This is a genomic window from Autumnicola psychrophila, from assembly GCF_031846645.1.
Taxonomy (GTDB): Bacteria; Bacteroidota; Bacteroidia; order Flavobacteriales; family Flavobacteriaceae; genus Autumnicola; species Autumnicola psychrophila.
The window spans coordinates 1-16186 of record NZ_JAVRHN010000010.1; the positions used below are offsets into that span (position 1 = coordinate 1).

A 16186-nucleotide genomic window follows, 5' to 3' on the forward strand; every position below is an offset into this window, starting at 1 on the left:
GTGCAGTTTTATATATCTCTTAAAATGTCTGAGAAGATGTCTTTGATATATAAATCGTTACCACTAACTTTCTCATATAGTTCCTGTAAAAGCCTTTTGGTCTCCTCACTAGCATCTTTATATTGTAAATCTAAAAGAGAGTATCTATCATCTAAATTCCATAATCTGAACAGCATATCCGGTTGATCTTTTGACTTATATTTCTGTAGGATAATATTAATATGTGTACCATCCGAAGAAGCTGTTTTCCAATTGTATGTTGTTGGGTTTTTTCTTTCCCAAACAATTTTTCCTTTTTCAGTTCCTTCAATTAGTCTTTTTAAATTTTCCTCTATTTTCATCACTCAATATTTTTTTGCTCTAACAAACCGGTTAATTCTGCTAATTTACCACTTAATGTAGAAAATTCACTTTCTACAGCATAGTAAACAGTATTTCCAGTATCCAAATCATCTTGATTTTTATTAAAAGGTTTTACTTCAGATAAACTTGATTTTAATTCATTTAAACAAGTTCCGATTTCATTTATTTCTTTTTCAAAATCTTTTTCTTGTTTATATGGAGCAAGTATTCTCCGAACTTTTCTATTTATCTCACTATAAAAATCTCTGGCATCCTGGTACGTTATATTAATGTCTAATTTATCGAGCCTTTGGATGATTTCTGTTAACTCAATAGTAATGGTCTGAATTTTAACTGCTTTACCTGCTTCATTTGCTGCATTTTTTGCCCTTTTTGCTTCTATAAATGCAAATATTGAAAATAAAACACCTACAGCACTCAGTGCTGAACTTATCCAGAACCCCCAGTCTTTATAAAAAGGGATTTGATTTGCTTGAATTTCTTTTAAAATTTCTTCCATTCTTTATAAAATTGCATCCTAACGTCTCATATAAAAACAGTGCGCGAGCGAGCTTGATTTTCCGTAGGAAAATCAGGCGCAGCAAGTACGCAAGAAGTTTTGATTTGGCACAAGTTTTAGCATTGTTTTTATATTTTGTTGTGAGGCGTCTTTTTAATTATCCGCGAGCCAAAACATCCAAATTTACCGAAAAAAAGCGCCAATTGCGTTTGAGTGAGGATTCTAACCAGTAGCTTTTTTTACTTCCCGCAAAACCTGGCAACTACCAATAAGCTAAAATTTGCAGATTTTCGTCCGTCGCAAAGAAGTCTTAAAAATGGCAATTATCGACCTTTATTAAACTGATTGGCTCCGTCTCAAAGTCCGATTACAGACCAAACCTTTTAAATCAAAATAGCCGAAAATTCGATTTTTGCCCCTACTCTGCCCTTGATGCCTCACAACGTCCCGTATAAAAAATAGTGCGAGCTGGCGAGCTTGATTGTCCGCAGGACAATCAGGCGTTGCAAGCAAGCACGGACTTTCGAATTGAGACAGGTTTGAGCATTTTTTTTATACAGTGTTGTGAAATAGTGCCTCCCGTCCGAGTGAGCCGGTTTGCTATTCAATCCGCTGCGTTTCAAATTTAAAGTTTATATTTTCTTACCTCTCAAAAAGGGCAAATTTGCGTTTTCTTTTTTTGTCCGTCCGAGTGAGAAAATCCGTTACAGTTTAGTTTTAAAATGAATTTTTCTTACCTCTCAAAAATGATATTTTTCGCGTTTCTTTTTTTCTCCGTTTGAGTGAGAAGTCCGTCGCCATTTAAACTCGATTTATCTTTCCTTCCAAAAATGGCATTTTAAAAGTCAGATTTTTATCCGAGTTAGTTTTAAATTTTCTTTCGTTTTGTTTGTCAGAGGCATTTTTCACAACGTCCCGTATAAAAAATAGTGCGAGCTGGCGAGCTTGATTGTCCGCAGGACAATCAGGCGTTGCAAGCGAGCACGGACTTTCGAATTGAGACAGGTTTGAGCATTTTTTTTATACAGTGTTGCCCAACGTTTTATTTCAGTAATCTTACTGTCCCGTCATTTCCTTTTAAAAAGGTACTTTTCTCTTTACTAATCACTGTTCTTCCATTACCGCCAGGGCTCATTGCTCGACCAAGTTCAACAATATTCACAGATTTCTTATCTTTTAAAAAAACGATCAAATCATAAGAATCAGAATGTTGAATTCCGTTTTGTCTTATGTTAGACAAGTTTAAATTTAATTCTTCTTCAATCTTTTCGATTTGAGAGTATGGCCCAAGGATAATTAAACTGTCCCATTCAAAATCTGTAATTTTTGCCAAATCAACTTTACCGCTTTGAGAGCTCAATCCCGTCACGATTTTGTCTTTCAGAATTTCGTCATTTTCAAGTTGGAATAAGTATTCACAAGAAACAATAGAAACGAGCATAATTGCGATTCCAAATAATTTTTTCATGATTTTTTCAAATGTTGGGCAACGTATCAATAAATGCACTAGTGCATTATATTTTTGTAGTAAAATGCACCGGTACCTTTATATCTACTTTGTCTTTACTAATCTAAAGGGTTTTTTATTGTGAAAAAAATATTTGTGGCAACATGAGTATAGATTTCTGTTGTCTTTGTGCTCTTATGTCCCAAAAGCACCTGGATATACCTTAAATCTGTGCCGCTTTCCAGTAAATGCGTGGCGAAGGAGTGTCGTAACATATGCGGTGTTACCCGTTTTCTTATTCCGGCTCTCCGCGCTGCTTCTCTTACGATTTTTGCTATACTCTCAGCCGAATATTGATTTCCGGTAGGGCTTTCAAATAGAAAGTTCTTTGGCCTCCATTCTAAATAGTAAGTTCTTAGATCTTTAAGAAGTTTTTCAGAAAGAATAGTATATCTGTCCCTATTGCCTTTCCCAGATCTCACTTTAATAAGCATTCTTTTGCCATCAATATCATTCAATTTAAGACACAGTACTTCATTCCTCCTAAGGCCGGCAGAGTATAGTAAACTTACAATACAACGGTGTTTGATATTCCGGGTTTTATTTATAATACAGAGCACATCTTCTTTGACCAGTACTTCTGGCAACCTTTCTTCTCTCCTGGGCCTTTCTATGGCATAAAACCTATTAGGCATTCCCATGACCACTTCATAATAAAACTTTATAGCATTAATGGCCTGGTTAATATAGGAATGGGATTTATTTTCTGCTATAAGCTTCTGCAAATAAAGTCTCACATCATTTTCATCAAGATCAGACAGCTCACGATCTCCGAAATAATTAATAAAAGCTTCAAAACAGGATACATAGGTTCTTACGGTGTTGTTTGCATAACGCTTAAGTTCCAGTTTAGCGAGATAATTTTCGGGACAGGCTTTTAAACCTTCAGATTTCTCCCTGTTCCTAAACCATTCTACATCAAAAGAATCGTTTTCCCTTCCAAAATCACTCTTTGGAAAAAAGTAGTTGGAATTAATCCAGGCTACACCTTTAAATTGATTATAGATAAGATCCAGGTTGCCAGTGGTGTTTTTAACGTAAACCATCCTGAAGTCTTCACTCCACTGTACACCCGGCAGGTTTCCTGCCAACGCTTCTATAACTTTGTCTGAATAAAACTGTAATCCAATGCACTTCTGCTTATCGATAAGCAAATGTTTAAGGGTGATAAATTTCTTATCCATGGATCCAGGTATTCATTAATACTGATAAAAGTAAGAACCCCGTGTTCCATATCTGTAGATTAGACGTATATTATACGTCTAATAAAACGTCTATACATCCAAAAATCATGAAGCCTTATCAATTTTGCCTGTCCTGCAATAAAGAGCTCGAAGGAAGGAGTGACAAAAAATTTTGTGACGCCTATTGCAAAAGTGCGTATCATTATAATAAATCGCGCGATGACACAGGAAGCTTTTATTTAAAAGTAGACCGGCAGTTAAAGCTGAATCGTAAAATCCTGAAAAAATTTAATAAAGCAGGTAAAGCTACTGTCAGATCTAAGGTGTTATTGAGCCAGGGCTTCAATCCAAATTTCTTTACTCATTATTGGAAAAACAGCAGCGGTGATGTTTATCTTTTCGTTTATGAGTACGGTTTCCTATCCCGTCTGGAAAATGGTAAAAAGAAGTATATCCTGGTCACCTGGCAACCTTATATGGAAAAATCTCTTCTCTAATAAATTAGAAGCTAAGCCTGCAACAACTTTCATAGAAATTAAATTTCGGGTAGTCCTTCGGTTGCTGAGTTCCATTTTCTTATCAGCCAATGCGGCTAATATATGTTAAAAAAATTCAAAATTGCGAAAGGCAAAACTTACTTTTTATCCCCTACTTCCTTACCAATTTCATGGATTCAGCAAAACTCCTTTTTACTATTCAGTCTTAACTATTGTGCTTGTCTTTCCTAGATTATTTTACCAGAGAATTTTTTACCTCTACAATCCTCATTATTTTTTCAAGACGGAAAAAATTTTGCCCTTGTAAATCTATGAGCTGTTGTAAAAATTCAATACCACTAACTCTTATCCAAATTTTACTATAGTTGGTGTTCCAAAACAGCAATTTTCGAAATATATACGTAAGGTTTTTACTGCTGAAAGTTTTCAGCTTACATTTTTTATTCTGAAGATCCTCCACCGCCGGAATGTTTTTTTCTTATAGAGGAAAACCTGAAATATGTAAGTCCTTTCCACAACCACTCCACCGGGCCCTGCTTAAAATATTTTAACCAATATTCACTTAATTTCAGCTGTAAAAAAAAGATAAACACAGCGAAAACCACATTTATGGCGGGCGATGTAGTATCGAATAATCCTAATCCAAACTGATAAAAAAGGAGCAAACCAAACACTGTTTGCAGCAAATAGTTTGTTAAAGCCATCTTGCCCATTGCTCCCAAGGGCTTTAGTAGTTTATAAAAATAACTGCTCCTGAAGAGGAGCGTAATTCCTGTGATATAAAATATCGTGAGACAGGCATTATAAATACTAAACAGGAAACTTGCCAGCCATTTTAATTCCGGTACAACCGTAATGCCCGGAATAGTAACCAGGTTAAACATATACATTAGCAATCCAATAAACAGCAGGAAAAGAACAGCTTTTTCCGAAGATTTATTCCAATTCATAAATTTCGAAATATTCTGTTCTATAGCAGAAAACAGTCTTGTACAGCCGGCATAAAAACCCAACATAAAATATCCAAAGGTCATTAGAAGCCTTCCGCTTTCCAACTGATATTTAATTTTTGCCGGCCCGGAATCCCAATTGCTTTTAAGAACAGAGAGAAAATCTTCATTTTGAACAAGAGCATAATATCTTCCTGCCTCCTCTTCCATAGGAAAACTGACTTCAGCCTTTATTTCCTGCCTTTGGAAAAGCTCGTAAAAATGAGTGGGAAAATTTATTATCAACATTACCGAAAGCGCCAGAAGCAGCTTTGGCGAAAGATTTCGAAAAAATAATAGTACCACTCCCAGTACTGCATAGATCGCCAGAATATCACCGCGCCACAAGATATGATGAACAACCCCAATAAGAAACAGCAGAAATAAGCGCCAGCTGTAAATCGTAAAAAAACGGATATTTGATTTATTTTTGCGAAAATGCAGGTAAAAACTCAGCCCAAACAAGAAGGAAAAAACTGAGAAAAATTTTCCGAATACCAGCGCACCAAAAATACCCATTGCTATTCCATCTGGTGTACTGTCGTATTTCGCGTAAACCTCTGCCGGCAATGCAGCTCCAGTGTACCAGATGATCATGTGGGCGTACAAGATGCCTGCCAATGCAAATCCTCTTAAAACATCTATAGTCTCAATCCTCTTTTTAGAGGTTGTAAAAGAACTTTCTCCCATAGAAAACTATCGCACATATCAAAAAATCAGGTTTATACAAATACCTGTCCATCTCACAAAAAAATATCTCATCCTGCTTAACTCTCGCTCATTATTTTTAAATACATGCCAAAAATAACACTCATAAAGAGGATGCGGAAAAGAAGTTACAAGTGTTATTAGTTTCCGCAGTTTAAAGAACGCCCGAAAATAGCAATTTTCGGCCTAAAAAGCTTTGGATTTCCGTCAAACCAAATGAAAAATTTTTATAATGAAGGCTTTTTAAAAATAAATCAATTATTCTGTTTTAAATCTGTTCCTTCCAAACTTCAGGTTCAGGCTGAAAGAGTACATCCAGTGTTTCCTGTAGAAAATTTACTATTGCTTTCAGGACAGCATCTGTGTTTTTTGATTTCAAATTGCTTCCCATGAAATGCGTCTTTGGAGTTTCCAGTTGAACGAGTTCCTTCTGATCCTCTGGAGTAGAAATCATGCTGTGTACAGCAGGAAAAACTTCGACTTCTACATGTTCATCTTCCTTGAGGAAGTTTTCATAATAGTAAAGCGTCAACACCGGGCAGTGCACGTTTTTAAAAGTTTCCTTTTTCATGGTGGTTTCCAGCAAAACCTGTAAATCCACCAGGGCTTTTGAAGGATATATGGTATCAAAATATTGTGCCGTTGCTTTAGATTCCAACTCAATTTCCCTGTGCTTACCTAAAGATACAAGGTTTGCCAGTTCGTAACCCCAGCGTGTGCTTAGCAACAAAGTTCCATTAACATCATCCTCAATATTTGGAGAAATATTGATGAGAGCATGAACAGAATTTGGATATGTGGCTGCCAGTTTTAAGGCTAATATCCCTCCGGTAGAAGTACTCATGATGATTACCTTTTTTCCGATTTTTTGACCTATTACCAGAGCCTCTTTAGCCGATGCCCAGGCAGCTCCCGGAGAAAAAGTTTCTAAAGCCTCCTCAGGTTTTAATCCGTGGCCGGCCCAGCGGGATAAATAGATGTTTGCTCCCAAAGTATCAGCAACCTGAACATTCACGGGATAACCATCCCGGTAACTTCCGGCGAATCCGTGCAGATAAACGATGCTATATTCAGTTACTTCCGGACTTCCATTTGCCCATAATATTCTCGCCTGGTTGTCTTCCCGAACAGGCTTTTTCGCTTCTGTGGTAATTATCTGACTGTCGAGTGTTTTTAAATCATCCGGAAGCTCAGGAAGTTCTTCAGAATATACAGGTGTCGGTATCTTAGGACCGGTGAAGTAAGTAATAATGAGGCCAATTATGATTATAAGAAGAATCCAATATCTTTTTTTCATATTTAAGGAAGAACAACTGATGACCTCAAAAATAATAAAAATTGAATCCCGATTCTTTTTGTTTCGTAAAAAGTAGTTTAATGATTAAGATTTCCAAATGGTCGGAGCAGGCATTGGGTTGCCGCAGGAAAATCCGCTGAGCAAGTGAGCACGATGTTCCGATTTAAAAACGGTTGAAGCATTATTTTTTATCTCAGTTCTTTGGTTGCCCTTAGTTCTTTCCGCAATCTTTCTCAATAATCCTGAATCAAAACATCCGTTGGGATATTCAATTTGGCGTTCAGTTTTCTAATCATTTCCAAAGTCAGTTTCCGCTTTTTGTTCATTATTTCGCTGACACGACTTTTAAAACCAATCATTTCGACCAAATCCTTTTGTTTTAAGCCCATTTGCTCCATTCTAAAATTGATTGCCGAAATTGGATCGGGCATTCCAATCGGGAAATTCTCATTTTCATAATTATCAATAACGATTGCTAAAATTTCCAGTTCGTCGCCTTCATCAGTTCCTCTTTTTGCATCAAAAATAACTTCCAAACGCTCAAGTGCTTTTCGGTAATCCGCTTCGTTTCTAATTGGTTTTATTTTCATCTTAAGTTTCGTTTGCGTTAATCTTATCATATTCAGCGTGTGTCCCAATAAACCTTATCCAGGCAAGTTGATATTCAAAATTAAATTTGACAATCAGTCGGTAATCATTTCCTTTGATGTTGAAAACAATCCGGTTATCTTTTAAAATACTTGCGCTTGGATATTCATTCTTAAGTTCGCTAATAGATGCCCAATTGGATTTTTCGGTTTCACGATACCAGGTTTTTAGCTGAAGTTCGCAATCGCCATGCTTTTCCCAAAAATCCCTTATTGTACCCCTCGAAAATATTTTCACGTTAAAGAGTTTGTCGCTAATATACAACAAAGTTACCAAAATGATAACTTCTATTTTTTCCGCATTAAGGGTAACATACAAATAAATGCAATCCCGCATATTCTACTAATCTAATGCAAATGCATTATATGAGCTATCCACGCAAATCTTTTTACCTAAGCCACACCTACAATTTCAAACACTAACTATCTTCACCCTAATCTTCGGCATTAAACTGAAACTGAAAAATACGCGGATTAATAATTAGCTGTGCCCATCCCCAGTTATTGGTGTTTTCATTAGTGGTTCCTCCCTTTATCAGGCTCATACTTTCTGAAGCGAACATATGGGAATATCCGAGATTAAGCACCACATTTTTTACCACAGGTCGGGTGAAAACCACATCAATTTCAGTTCCCAGATAACTATCTGCATCTCCTGCTAAATCAGCATTCGAGCTAAAATAATGCGCTTTTAAAAGTAATGAAGACGTTGCTCCTGTTTTCAAAATAGTCTTTGCGTAAAAGTCGTTTAACCCCACATTATTGGCATGGTTACCTACGTAGAAGTAATCCATAAATCCGTTGAATTTATGGTTTGTCCCATACAACGGAAAAAACGAATTATTATCTCCTGTACTTCCCTGGTTTGTACCGCTAAGAAATTCGGCTCCCAGTCCAAAAAGCGTGCTTCCGGGTTTGTAAACTGCCTCCAGCGCAACCTGGTAAGCACGTAAGTCTTGAGATGGAGTCGCCTTCCCAAACTGATAATAAGCACTACCGGACAATTTTAGCGAAGACAGCGGAAATTGAAAGTAGGATCCGGCAGTTTGCCTGTTATAAACGCCATCTGCAACATTGCCGTCTGGCCCAGTAAATTTCTGAAAGCCATTATTCAGAAATAAAAAGCTCACCGCACTATTGGTCCAGGTTTTTTTTAGATGAGCATACTGCATTGTTTTATAAGTAAAAAACCCTGAAATGGTATAAGGCGAGCCAAACAGCCGCTGTTCTTCCTGCCCATAAGCAAATCCCATATCCATAGCGATGCTACCTTTATTATACTGAAGAAGCGCCGCATCGTGGAATCGTCCCTGCATTGCCCAATCAAGTCCGCCAAAAATCCGCTGGTCATCATAGGAAATTACCTGCCGGCCGACTTTCGCAGCCCAGTTGTCACTCAGCTGCATTCTTGCCCAAGCCTGGAACAGGGAAAAAGAATCATTGCCATCGTTTATCAAAATCTGCCGCGTATCGCCCCAGGTGCTCACATCCTGAACACTCACCATAACCTGCAGCCTGTCTGCTGCATATCCAAAGTTCAACCGGGAACGCTGCGTAACAAAAGCAGCAGGATCTGTATTATCGGGAAAAAGATTTCCAAATCCATGGCGATATTCAAACCTTGGCCTAATGTCTGCATCCAAAGTAAAAGTCTGTGAAAAAGCCGAAGCTGTAAAAATGAAAAAGAATAAAAAAGTGTAGTAGTGGTTTTTCATATCGAGAAGTATTGGTTGGCTTCAAAAATAAGAATGAAAATTCAAATTTACGTATAAATACTTATTTTTATTTTTATACTACGTATTCTCATTGTATATTTGTAAAATGAAAATAACACCTGCGGAAGAAGAATGAAGCTCCGGGCGTTAAAAATAATCAGTTGAAATTATGAAAACCATAGAAGAAATTAATCCCAAAGTTACTTTAGTTGGCGCCGGACCCGGCGATCCCGATTTGTTAACTCTAAAAGCGGTTAAGGCACTGAAAAATGCCGACGCTGTGCTTTATGATGCTTTGGTAAATGAAGAAATTTTAAAGTATGCACCAAATGCCGTTAAACTTTTCGTAGGAAAAAGAAAAGGCTGCCACTCTTATATGCAGGACCAGATCAATGATTTACTGGTCGCTTACGCCTTGCGATATGGACATGTAGTGCGACTAAAAGGTGGAGATCCGTTTGTATTTGGACGTGGCCGTGAGGAAATGAACCATCTTTCTGAAGCAGGAATACCTTCTGAAGTTGTTCCGGGGATATCTTCGGCGCTTTCGGTTCCTGCGAGCAACGGCATTCCGGTTACACACAGGAAAGTTGCTCAGAGTTTTTGGGTTTTAACGGGAACTACTACAAATCACAAGTTGTCTGAAGACGTAGAACTTTCAGCACAATCCAAAGCCACGGTTGTGATCCTGATGGGAATGAGCAAACTTTCAGAAATTGTTTCCATCTTTACAAAGCACGGAAAAGCAGAAATTCCTGTTGCAATTATTCAGAATGGGACAAAAGAAAATGAACGTCGCGCCATAGGAAAACTTTCAACTATTGAAAAAAAGGTTGCCGAACAAAACCTCTCTTCACCTGCAATTATCGTGATTGGAGAGGTTGTGGGAGTGGGCAATAATCAATTGTCGGCCCTTGTAGAGGATGATTTTATTTATCAGAACCTGGACATTGAACCTCTTTCTGCATAATTTTTTCTTCGGAAGTAACTTTTGGCCCATAGGGATTCTTTCGTTTGCCACTCTGAAATAATCATCTTTAAAAATAAATTCTGCGCGAGCAAAATCCATACTAAATGATTAAAACAACCAATGTGCTTAATGATTCTTTTGGTCGGAAGCACAATTATCTCCGAATTTCCCTAATAGAAAAATGCAACCTTAGATGTGATTATTGCATGCCAGCGGCCGGCATTCCTTTAACTCCAAAAAAGGAACTGATGAATGCAGATGAAATCCTGGAAATGGCCAAAATCTTTGTTTCACAGGGTGTGGACAAAATCAGGCTTACCGGCGGAGAGCCTCTGGTGCGTAAAGATTTTGCCGATATTGTGAAGAAACTGGCCACGCTTCCTGTCCGGCTTTCCATCACCACAAACGCAATACTTGCAGATAGGTTTATTGAAACTTTTCATCAATACGGACTAACAGATATTAATGTTAGCCTTGACACCCTCGAAACTGATAAATTTAAGATGATCACGCGCCGTGATCAGTTTAAAAAGGCTTACCAAAACATCCAGTTATTGATAAACGAAGGTTTTAATGTAAAAATTAATGCTGTTTTAATGCAGGATTTCAATAAGGATGAAATTGTGGATTTTTTGATGCTCACCAGGAATTCCCCAATTACGGTCCGTTTTATTGAATTTATGCCTTTTGACGGTAATCGTTGGAACAAATCCAAGCTGGTAACCGAAAAGGAGATTCTGGAAGAGGTAACCGACTTTTTTGGTGACAAATATCTTCAGAAACTGGAAGATGAGCAGCATTTCACCTCCAGAAACTATAAAATTGAAGGCTTTACAGGCAAATTCGGGATTATTAGTTCTGTAACCAATCCTTTCTGCTCCGGATGCAACAGGATTCGGCTTACCGCCAACGGAAAGATCAAAAATTGCCTGTTTTCAAATCACGAATTAGATCTTCTTACAGCTTTAAGAGAAGGACGGGATGTAAAAGAGCTTATTCTGAAGTCTCTGGGTCAGAAAAAGAAGGTGCGTGCAGGAATGGATGATTTTGAGAAGCTAAATGACCCGGAAAAGCACAACAAAAACAGAAGCATGATCTCTATTGGAGGCTGAAAATTGCCATTTTTGAGCACTGACTTTTTTTTGTTTTATTTGTGGTTTCTAATAGTATAGTAATTTTTGCGTATTCTATAGGTGCCACTTTTCCTAATGCGATTGGTAATTTATATATAGCCATCTAAGAGAGGCCTCCAAAATGTCAATTTTCGACCTACTGTTCAAATGGTAACCGATTTAATTCAGATAATATGAAGAAAAGAATTAGTATTAACCAAATTTCAGAAATTTGACCAGAATGTTGTTCTAAAAACCTTCAGCTAAAAAAAGGAGAGAGGAAATAATTGCTTGTTTACAGATCCTGGGTCTCAGCGATCATTTCGGCAACATCCATTACGGCAATACTGTCCTCTTTATCTTTACTCTTAACACCATCTGTCATCATCGTATTACAAAAAGGGCATCCTGCTGCAATCACTTCAGGTTTTACTTCCATAGCCTGCTCTGTCCGCTCTACATTTACATCTTTAGTTCCCGGCTCCGGCTCTTTAAACATCTGTGCTCCACCCGCACCACAACAAAGTCCGTTGCGTTTGCACATGCGCATTTCCACAAGTTCGACTTCCAGCTTTCTTAGAAGATCACGGGGAGCTTCATACTCACCGTTTCCGCGGCCAAGATAGCATGGATCGTGAAAAGTAATCCTTTTTCCTTTAAACTTACCTCCTTCAACTTTAAGTCGGCCTTCGTTAAGCAGGGATTTGAGAAACTGCGTATGATGCATCACCTCATAATTCCCACCAAGGGCAGGATATTCATTTTTTATAGTATTGAAACAATGCGGACAGGCAGTGACCACTTTTTTTATTTCATATCCGTTAAGAACTTCAATGTTAGTCATCGCCTGCATCTGGAAAAGAAATTCATTTCCGGCACGCTTTGCCGGATCTCCGGTGCAGCTTTCTTCTGTGCCCAAAACAGCAAAATCCACACCTGCTTTGGTTAACAATTTCACGAAAGCCTTGGTTATTTTTTTTGCACGGTCATCAAAGCTTCCGGAACATCCAACCCAAAACAAAACTTCCGGTTTTTTACCTTCTGCCATGTATTCGGCCATTGTAGGAACTTTTAATGCTTCTGCCATACCTTTTCTACTTAAAAATTTAAACAATTCCAGTCTAGGAATTCTCCTTTGCCCAATTTAACCTGTCCATTTGATTATATGGCCACGGCGCCCCATTATTTTCAATATTAGTCATTGAAACTGCTAGCTCGTTTGGTGCTGCACTTTGTTCCATGACTAAGTATCTCCTCATATCCATTATAATAGATAGTGGATCTATTCCTACAGGACAAGCCTCTACACAGGCATTACAGGTAGTGCACGCCCACAATTCTTCTCTTAAAATGAAATCATCCAACAACTGTTTTCCATCATCCTGAAAACTGCCATTTTTGTTGATATTTTCTCCAACTTCTTCCAACCTGTCACGGGTGTCCATCATGATTTTTCTAGGAGAAAGTTTCTTGCCGGTTTTATTTGCCGGACATTCAGAGGTACACCGTCCACATTCGGTACAAGTATATGCGTTTAGAAGCTGAACCCTGTTTAAGTCCATTACGTCTGAAGCTCCAAATTTTTCAGGTTCTGCAGTATCATCTTCTTCTGCCGGTGCAGCAAAAGGATCGGCATCGGGATCCATCATTAACTTTACTTCATCTGTAACAGATTGTAAATTGTCAAATTCTCCCTTTGGTTTTAACTTTGAGAAATAGACATTTGGAAATGCCAGTAAAATATGCAGGTGCTTTGAATAGTACAGGTAATTAAGGAAAAACAAAATTCCAAGGATATGCAGCCACCATGCTGCTCTTTCAATAATTATTAAAGTCGAAGAACCCATTCCTTCAAATATGGGAAGCAAAAACTGGCTGACAGGAAAAGACCCCATTAAACCGGCCTCGCTATAATATGGTTTTACTTCATTTATTTGCAACTGATAATCTGCAGCATTCATAGTTAAAAACAGAGCCATAAGTACCATCTCAAAATAGAGAATATAATTAGCATCGTTCTTTGGCCACCCTTTTAATTCCCGTCCAAGAAATCTGTAGATATTGGAGATATTTCTTCTTGTCCAAAAAATAATTACCCCCAGTAGCACAAGTAAAGCCAGAATTTCGAAAGCAGCTATTAATATTCCGTAAACATCACCCATGGCAAATAAAACCCTGTGGGTACCAAAAAGTCCGTCGATAATTATTTCAAGAACTTCTATATTAATTATAATGAATCCCAGGTAAACAATTACATGCAAAATACCGGAAACAGGCCTGCGCACCATTTTGCTTTGACCAAAAGCAATTCTGGCCATTTTTGCAAAACGTTCACCGCTGTTATCTTTACGGTCAATTTTCTTTCCTAAATTAATATTCCGTATAATCAGGCGGATATTCTTAGCGAAGAATGCAATACCCGCCACAAGGGCGATAGCAAAAAGGATTTGGGGAATAAATTCCATTTAGATTAAATTATCTTAAAGAATCCTCGGGTTCTGTATAGCCTTTAGCTCTTTTTCCAAAGATAGAGAAATTAACATAGCGTTTCGGGTTAAGTTTTACATCCTGAAGAAGCTCTTCAAGTTGTTTGGTAGCCCGATCCAGATTATTGTAAACATCATCATCGTTCAGCAACTTCCCGGCTGTACCTTCACCACTGTTCAATTTAGAAGATATTTCTTCAAAATTAGAGATGGCATTTTCTACATCAGTAACCATTCTTTGAACGTCAATATTCGAAATTGTATCTGACAAGTTATTAAGATTACCTGACATCTCATCCAGATTAGTAAAAGTCCTGTCTAGTTTTTCTGAATTTCCTTGCACAATACCTTCAAGCGTTTGAGCTGTTCCTTTTATAGAACGTGCTGTTTCACCCAAATCCTGAAAAGTCTGCCTTATATTATTCCTTGTAGTATCATTAAGGATGACATTTAACGCTGTCAGCAACGAATCTGCACTCACAATAGTGTTTTCCACTTTTGACTGAAGCGGTGTAAGCCTGTCATTTACCAATTCCATTAATCCTTCTTCGCTATCTCCCTGGAGGGTATCACCAGATACGGCTAGTTTACCTTTTTCGTAAGTTGGAACTATGGCAAGCGACTTTCCTCCAATAATATTACCACCATAAATTTGAGCCAAACTGTTTTCTGAAAATGGAAAATCATTATCAACCGTGAACGTTACAACCAATAGGCCTGTTTCGTTAAGAAAGTCTATTTTTGTTACCTGTCCTACTTTAAGACCGTTAATTGTTACGTCTGAAGAGCGGGACAAGCCTTCCACATCTTCATATACAGCATAAAAAATCCTACTTGAATCAAGAAGATTTTTTCCTTTGAGGAAACTATAACCGAAAACAAGAACAAGTATTGCAATAACAGCCAGTATGCCGGTCTTTACCTCTTTAGAATACTTCAAAAGTTAAAATTTTAGAATACGGACAAATTTAGAAATAAAATAGAAGAGTAGGTCTAATTAAGCTTAGATTTTAACGCCTCATTAACTGTAATCTTCCTGCCGTCTTTAAAAGCGACAATGTAACTGGAAGAATAACCACTGCTTATGGCCTCTTGATGTAAATTCTGAATTTTTAGGTAATCTGAAGTTTCACCCAGGTAGTATTTGAATAACTTCCCCTCCTTTACACGATTAATATTTTGCAAACCTTTAAAATTATAAGATTTTGTTTCCACTTTTTTAGATCCCGCAGCAACCTGAACCTTAAAAATTATACCATCATAAATAGACGAGGCTACAGGTGTGGCTTCGATATTTCCTTCGGTCTCATTAATACTTTCTAAAGTAGAAAGATTTATATTTTTACTGTAATTTATTATTGCCTTTGAAATTGCTGCAGACATTTTATTTTGCCCATTACCACTATTGAGAAAAGCTCCCTCCTGGTTATTGGTTAGAAATCCTGTTTCTATAAGAACGCTTGGCATTACTGCTTCTCTCAAAACAAGAAAAACATCCTGCTTTACACCCCTGTTTTTTCTACTAAGTTCATTAGTGAACTTTTTCTGAATAAAATCAGCCAGGAGTATACTTTGGTTTAAATATTCTTCCTGCATTAGTGCCAGCCCAATATAGGATTCCGGAGAATTGGGATCAAACCCATTATAAGTCACCTCGTAATCATCTTCAAGATAAATTACAGAGTTTTCCCGTTTGGCAATTTCAAGATTATCATCACTTCTTCTTAAACCTAAAACAAATGTTTCGGTCCCACTTGCCTGTGAGCTATGGGCATTGCAATGAACAGAAACAAAAAGATCTGCCTTGGCCTCGTTGGCAATCTGAGTTCTTCTTTTAAGTGGAATAAAAACATCTGTTTTACGAGTGTAAATAACATCTACCCCCTGGTCTTCCAGTTCTTTCCCTACTTTAAGAATAATGCTTAAAGCAATATCCTTTTCTTTATAACCGTTACCGATGTTACCAGGATCTTTACCGCCGTGTCCAGCATCAAGTACAACAACAAAGCGTTCCACATCTGGCACCTCGTTGGCGAAAAAGGGGATTATAAAAAATGTGACACAAAAAATTGATAAGAAAAGTTTAATCTGGCTCATTCTCATAAATAACTAACGCTAAGATTTGGATAAATATTTTATTACTATTTTTCACTTGTTCACAAAACTCAGGTGGAAAAATATATGTAATTTTGAATTCGCAAAAAGCAAGCCA

The 16186-nt window shown here is 37.5% G+C and carries 16 protein-coding genes; 3 read left to right on the forward strand and 13 right to left on the reverse strand.

What is annotated here, in order from left to right; translation table 11 throughout:
- Nucleotides 1–8 precede the first annotated feature (8 nt).
- The 4 genes from RM541_RS13085 to xerA all read right to left on the reverse strand — a co-directional run bounded on the left by RM541_RS13085 (nucleotide 9) and on the right by xerA (nucleotide 3553).
- Complete coding sequence (locus tag RM541_RS13085) at nucleotides 9–341, reverse strand: hypothetical protein (RefSeq protein WP_311500593.1); 333 nt, start codon at nucleotides 339–341, stop codon at nucleotides 9–11.
- Nucleotides 341–862 (reverse strand): hypothetical protein, encoded by a 522-nt coding sequence (locus RM541_RS13090; protein WP_311500594.1) that lies wholly within the window; start codon nucleotides 860–862, stop codon nucleotides 341–343. The genes RM541_RS13085 and RM541_RS13090 overlap by 1 nt, the downstream gene beginning before the upstream one ends.
- A gap of 1042 nt (nucleotides 863–1904) precedes the next feature.
- Nucleotides 1905–2330 (reverse strand): hypothetical protein, encoded by a 426-nt coding sequence (locus RM541_RS13095; protein WP_311500595.1) that lies wholly within the window; start codon nucleotides 2328–2330, stop codon nucleotides 1905–1907.
- Between the two features lie 98 nt (nucleotides 2331–2428).
- The gene (xerA, locus tag RM541_RS13100) at nucleotides 2429–3553 is read right to left on the reverse strand and encodes a site-specific tyrosine recombinase/integron integrase (RefSeq protein ID WP_311500596.1); all 1125 of its coding nucleotides are present in this window, start codon (nucleotides 3551–3553) and stop codon (nucleotides 2429–2431) included.
- Between the two features lie 107 nt (nucleotides 3554–3660).
- Here xerA and RM541_RS13105 point away from each other — a divergent pair, with 107 nt between their 5' ends.
- Nucleotides 3661–4050 (forward strand): hypothetical protein, encoded by a 390-nt coding sequence (locus RM541_RS13105; RefSeq protein WP_311500597.1) that lies wholly within the window; start codon nucleotides 3661–3663, stop codon nucleotides 4048–4050.
- Between the two features lie 440 nt (nucleotides 4051–4490).
- On the opposite strand, the gene RM541_RS13110 is transcribed toward RM541_RS13105, so the two are convergent.
- The 5 genes from RM541_RS13110 to RM541_RS13130 all read right to left on the reverse strand — a co-directional run bounded on the left by RM541_RS13110 (nucleotide 4491) and on the right by RM541_RS13130 (nucleotide 9406).
- Entirely contained in the window at nucleotides 4491–5729 is a 1239-nt protein-coding gene (locus RM541_RS13110; RefSeq protein WP_311500598.1) for a DUF418 domain-containing protein, read from the reverse strand.
- 286 nt (nucleotides 5730–6015) lie between these two features.
- Nucleotides 6016–7044 carry an alpha/beta hydrolase gene (locus tag RM541_RS13115; protein ID WP_311500599.1) on the reverse strand — a complete coding sequence of 343 codons (1029 nt, stop codon included), beginning with the start codon at nucleotides 7042–7044 and terminating at the stop codon, nucleotides 6016–6018.
- Nucleotides 7045–7277: 233 nt separating this feature from the next.
- On the reverse strand, nucleotides 7278–7634 hold the full coding sequence (locus RM541_RS13120; protein WP_311500600.1) for a helix-turn-helix domain-containing protein: 357 nt from the start codon (nucleotides 7632–7634) through the stop codon (nucleotides 7278–7280).
- 1 nt (nucleotide 7635) lies between these two features.
- Nucleotides 7636–7929: a type II toxin-antitoxin system HigB family toxin gene (locus RM541_RS13125; RefSeq protein WP_311500713.1), complete on the reverse strand. Its 294-nt coding sequence runs from the start codon at nucleotides 7927–7929 to the stop codon at nucleotides 7636–7638.
- Nucleotides 7930–8125: 196 nt separating this feature from the next.
- Entirely contained in the window at nucleotides 8126–9406 is a 1281-nt protein-coding gene (locus tag RM541_RS13130; protein WP_311500601.1) for an alginate export family protein, read from the reverse strand.
- Nucleotides 9407–9575: 169 nt separating this feature from the next.
- Between RM541_RS13130 and cobA the strand changes: the two genes are divergently transcribed.
- Both cobA and moaA read left to right on the forward strand, forming a co-directional pair.
- Nucleotides 9576–10376 (forward strand): uroporphyrinogen-III C-methyltransferase, encoded by an 801-nt coding sequence (gene cobA / locus RM541_RS13135; RefSeq protein WP_311500602.1) that lies wholly within the window; start codon nucleotides 9576–9578, stop codon nucleotides 10374–10376.
- 104 nt (nucleotides 10377–10480) lie between these two features.
- Complete coding sequence (moaA, locus tag RM541_RS13140; RefSeq protein WP_311500603.1) at nucleotides 10481–11488, forward strand: GTP 3',8-cyclase MoaA; 1008 nt, start codon at nucleotides 10481–10483, stop codon at nucleotides 11486–11488.
- Between the two features lie 295 nt (nucleotides 11489–11783).
- On the opposite strand, the gene RM541_RS13145 is transcribed toward moaA, so the two are convergent.
- The 4 genes from RM541_RS13145 to RM541_RS13160 are packed head-to-tail and all read right to left on the reverse strand — an operon-like array spanning nucleotide 11784 to nucleotide 16077.
- Nucleotides 11784–12575: a (Fe-S)-binding protein gene (locus RM541_RS13145; protein WP_311500604.1), complete on the reverse strand. Its 792-nt coding sequence runs from the start codon at nucleotides 12573–12575 to the stop codon at nucleotides 11784–11786.
- A gap of 34 nt (nucleotides 12576–12609) precedes the next feature.
- A complete protein-coding gene (locus tag RM541_RS13150; protein ID WP_311500605.1) occupies nucleotides 12610–13953 on the reverse strand; it encodes a 4Fe-4S dicluster domain-containing protein in 1344 nt (447 codons plus the stop codon).
- A 10-nt stretch (nucleotides 13954–13963) separates the two neighbouring features.
- Entirely contained in the window at nucleotides 13964–14914 is a 951-nt protein-coding gene (locus RM541_RS13155; protein ID WP_311500606.1) for an MlaD family protein, read from the reverse strand.
- Nucleotides 14915–14967: 53 nt separating this feature from the next.
- The gene (locus tag RM541_RS13160) at nucleotides 14968–16077 is read right to left on the reverse strand and encodes an N-acetylmuramoyl-L-alanine amidase family protein (protein ID WP_432264681.1); all 1110 of its coding nucleotides are present in this window, start codon (nucleotides 16075–16077) and stop codon (nucleotides 14968–14970) included.
- Nucleotides 16078–16186 lie beyond the last annotated feature (109 nt).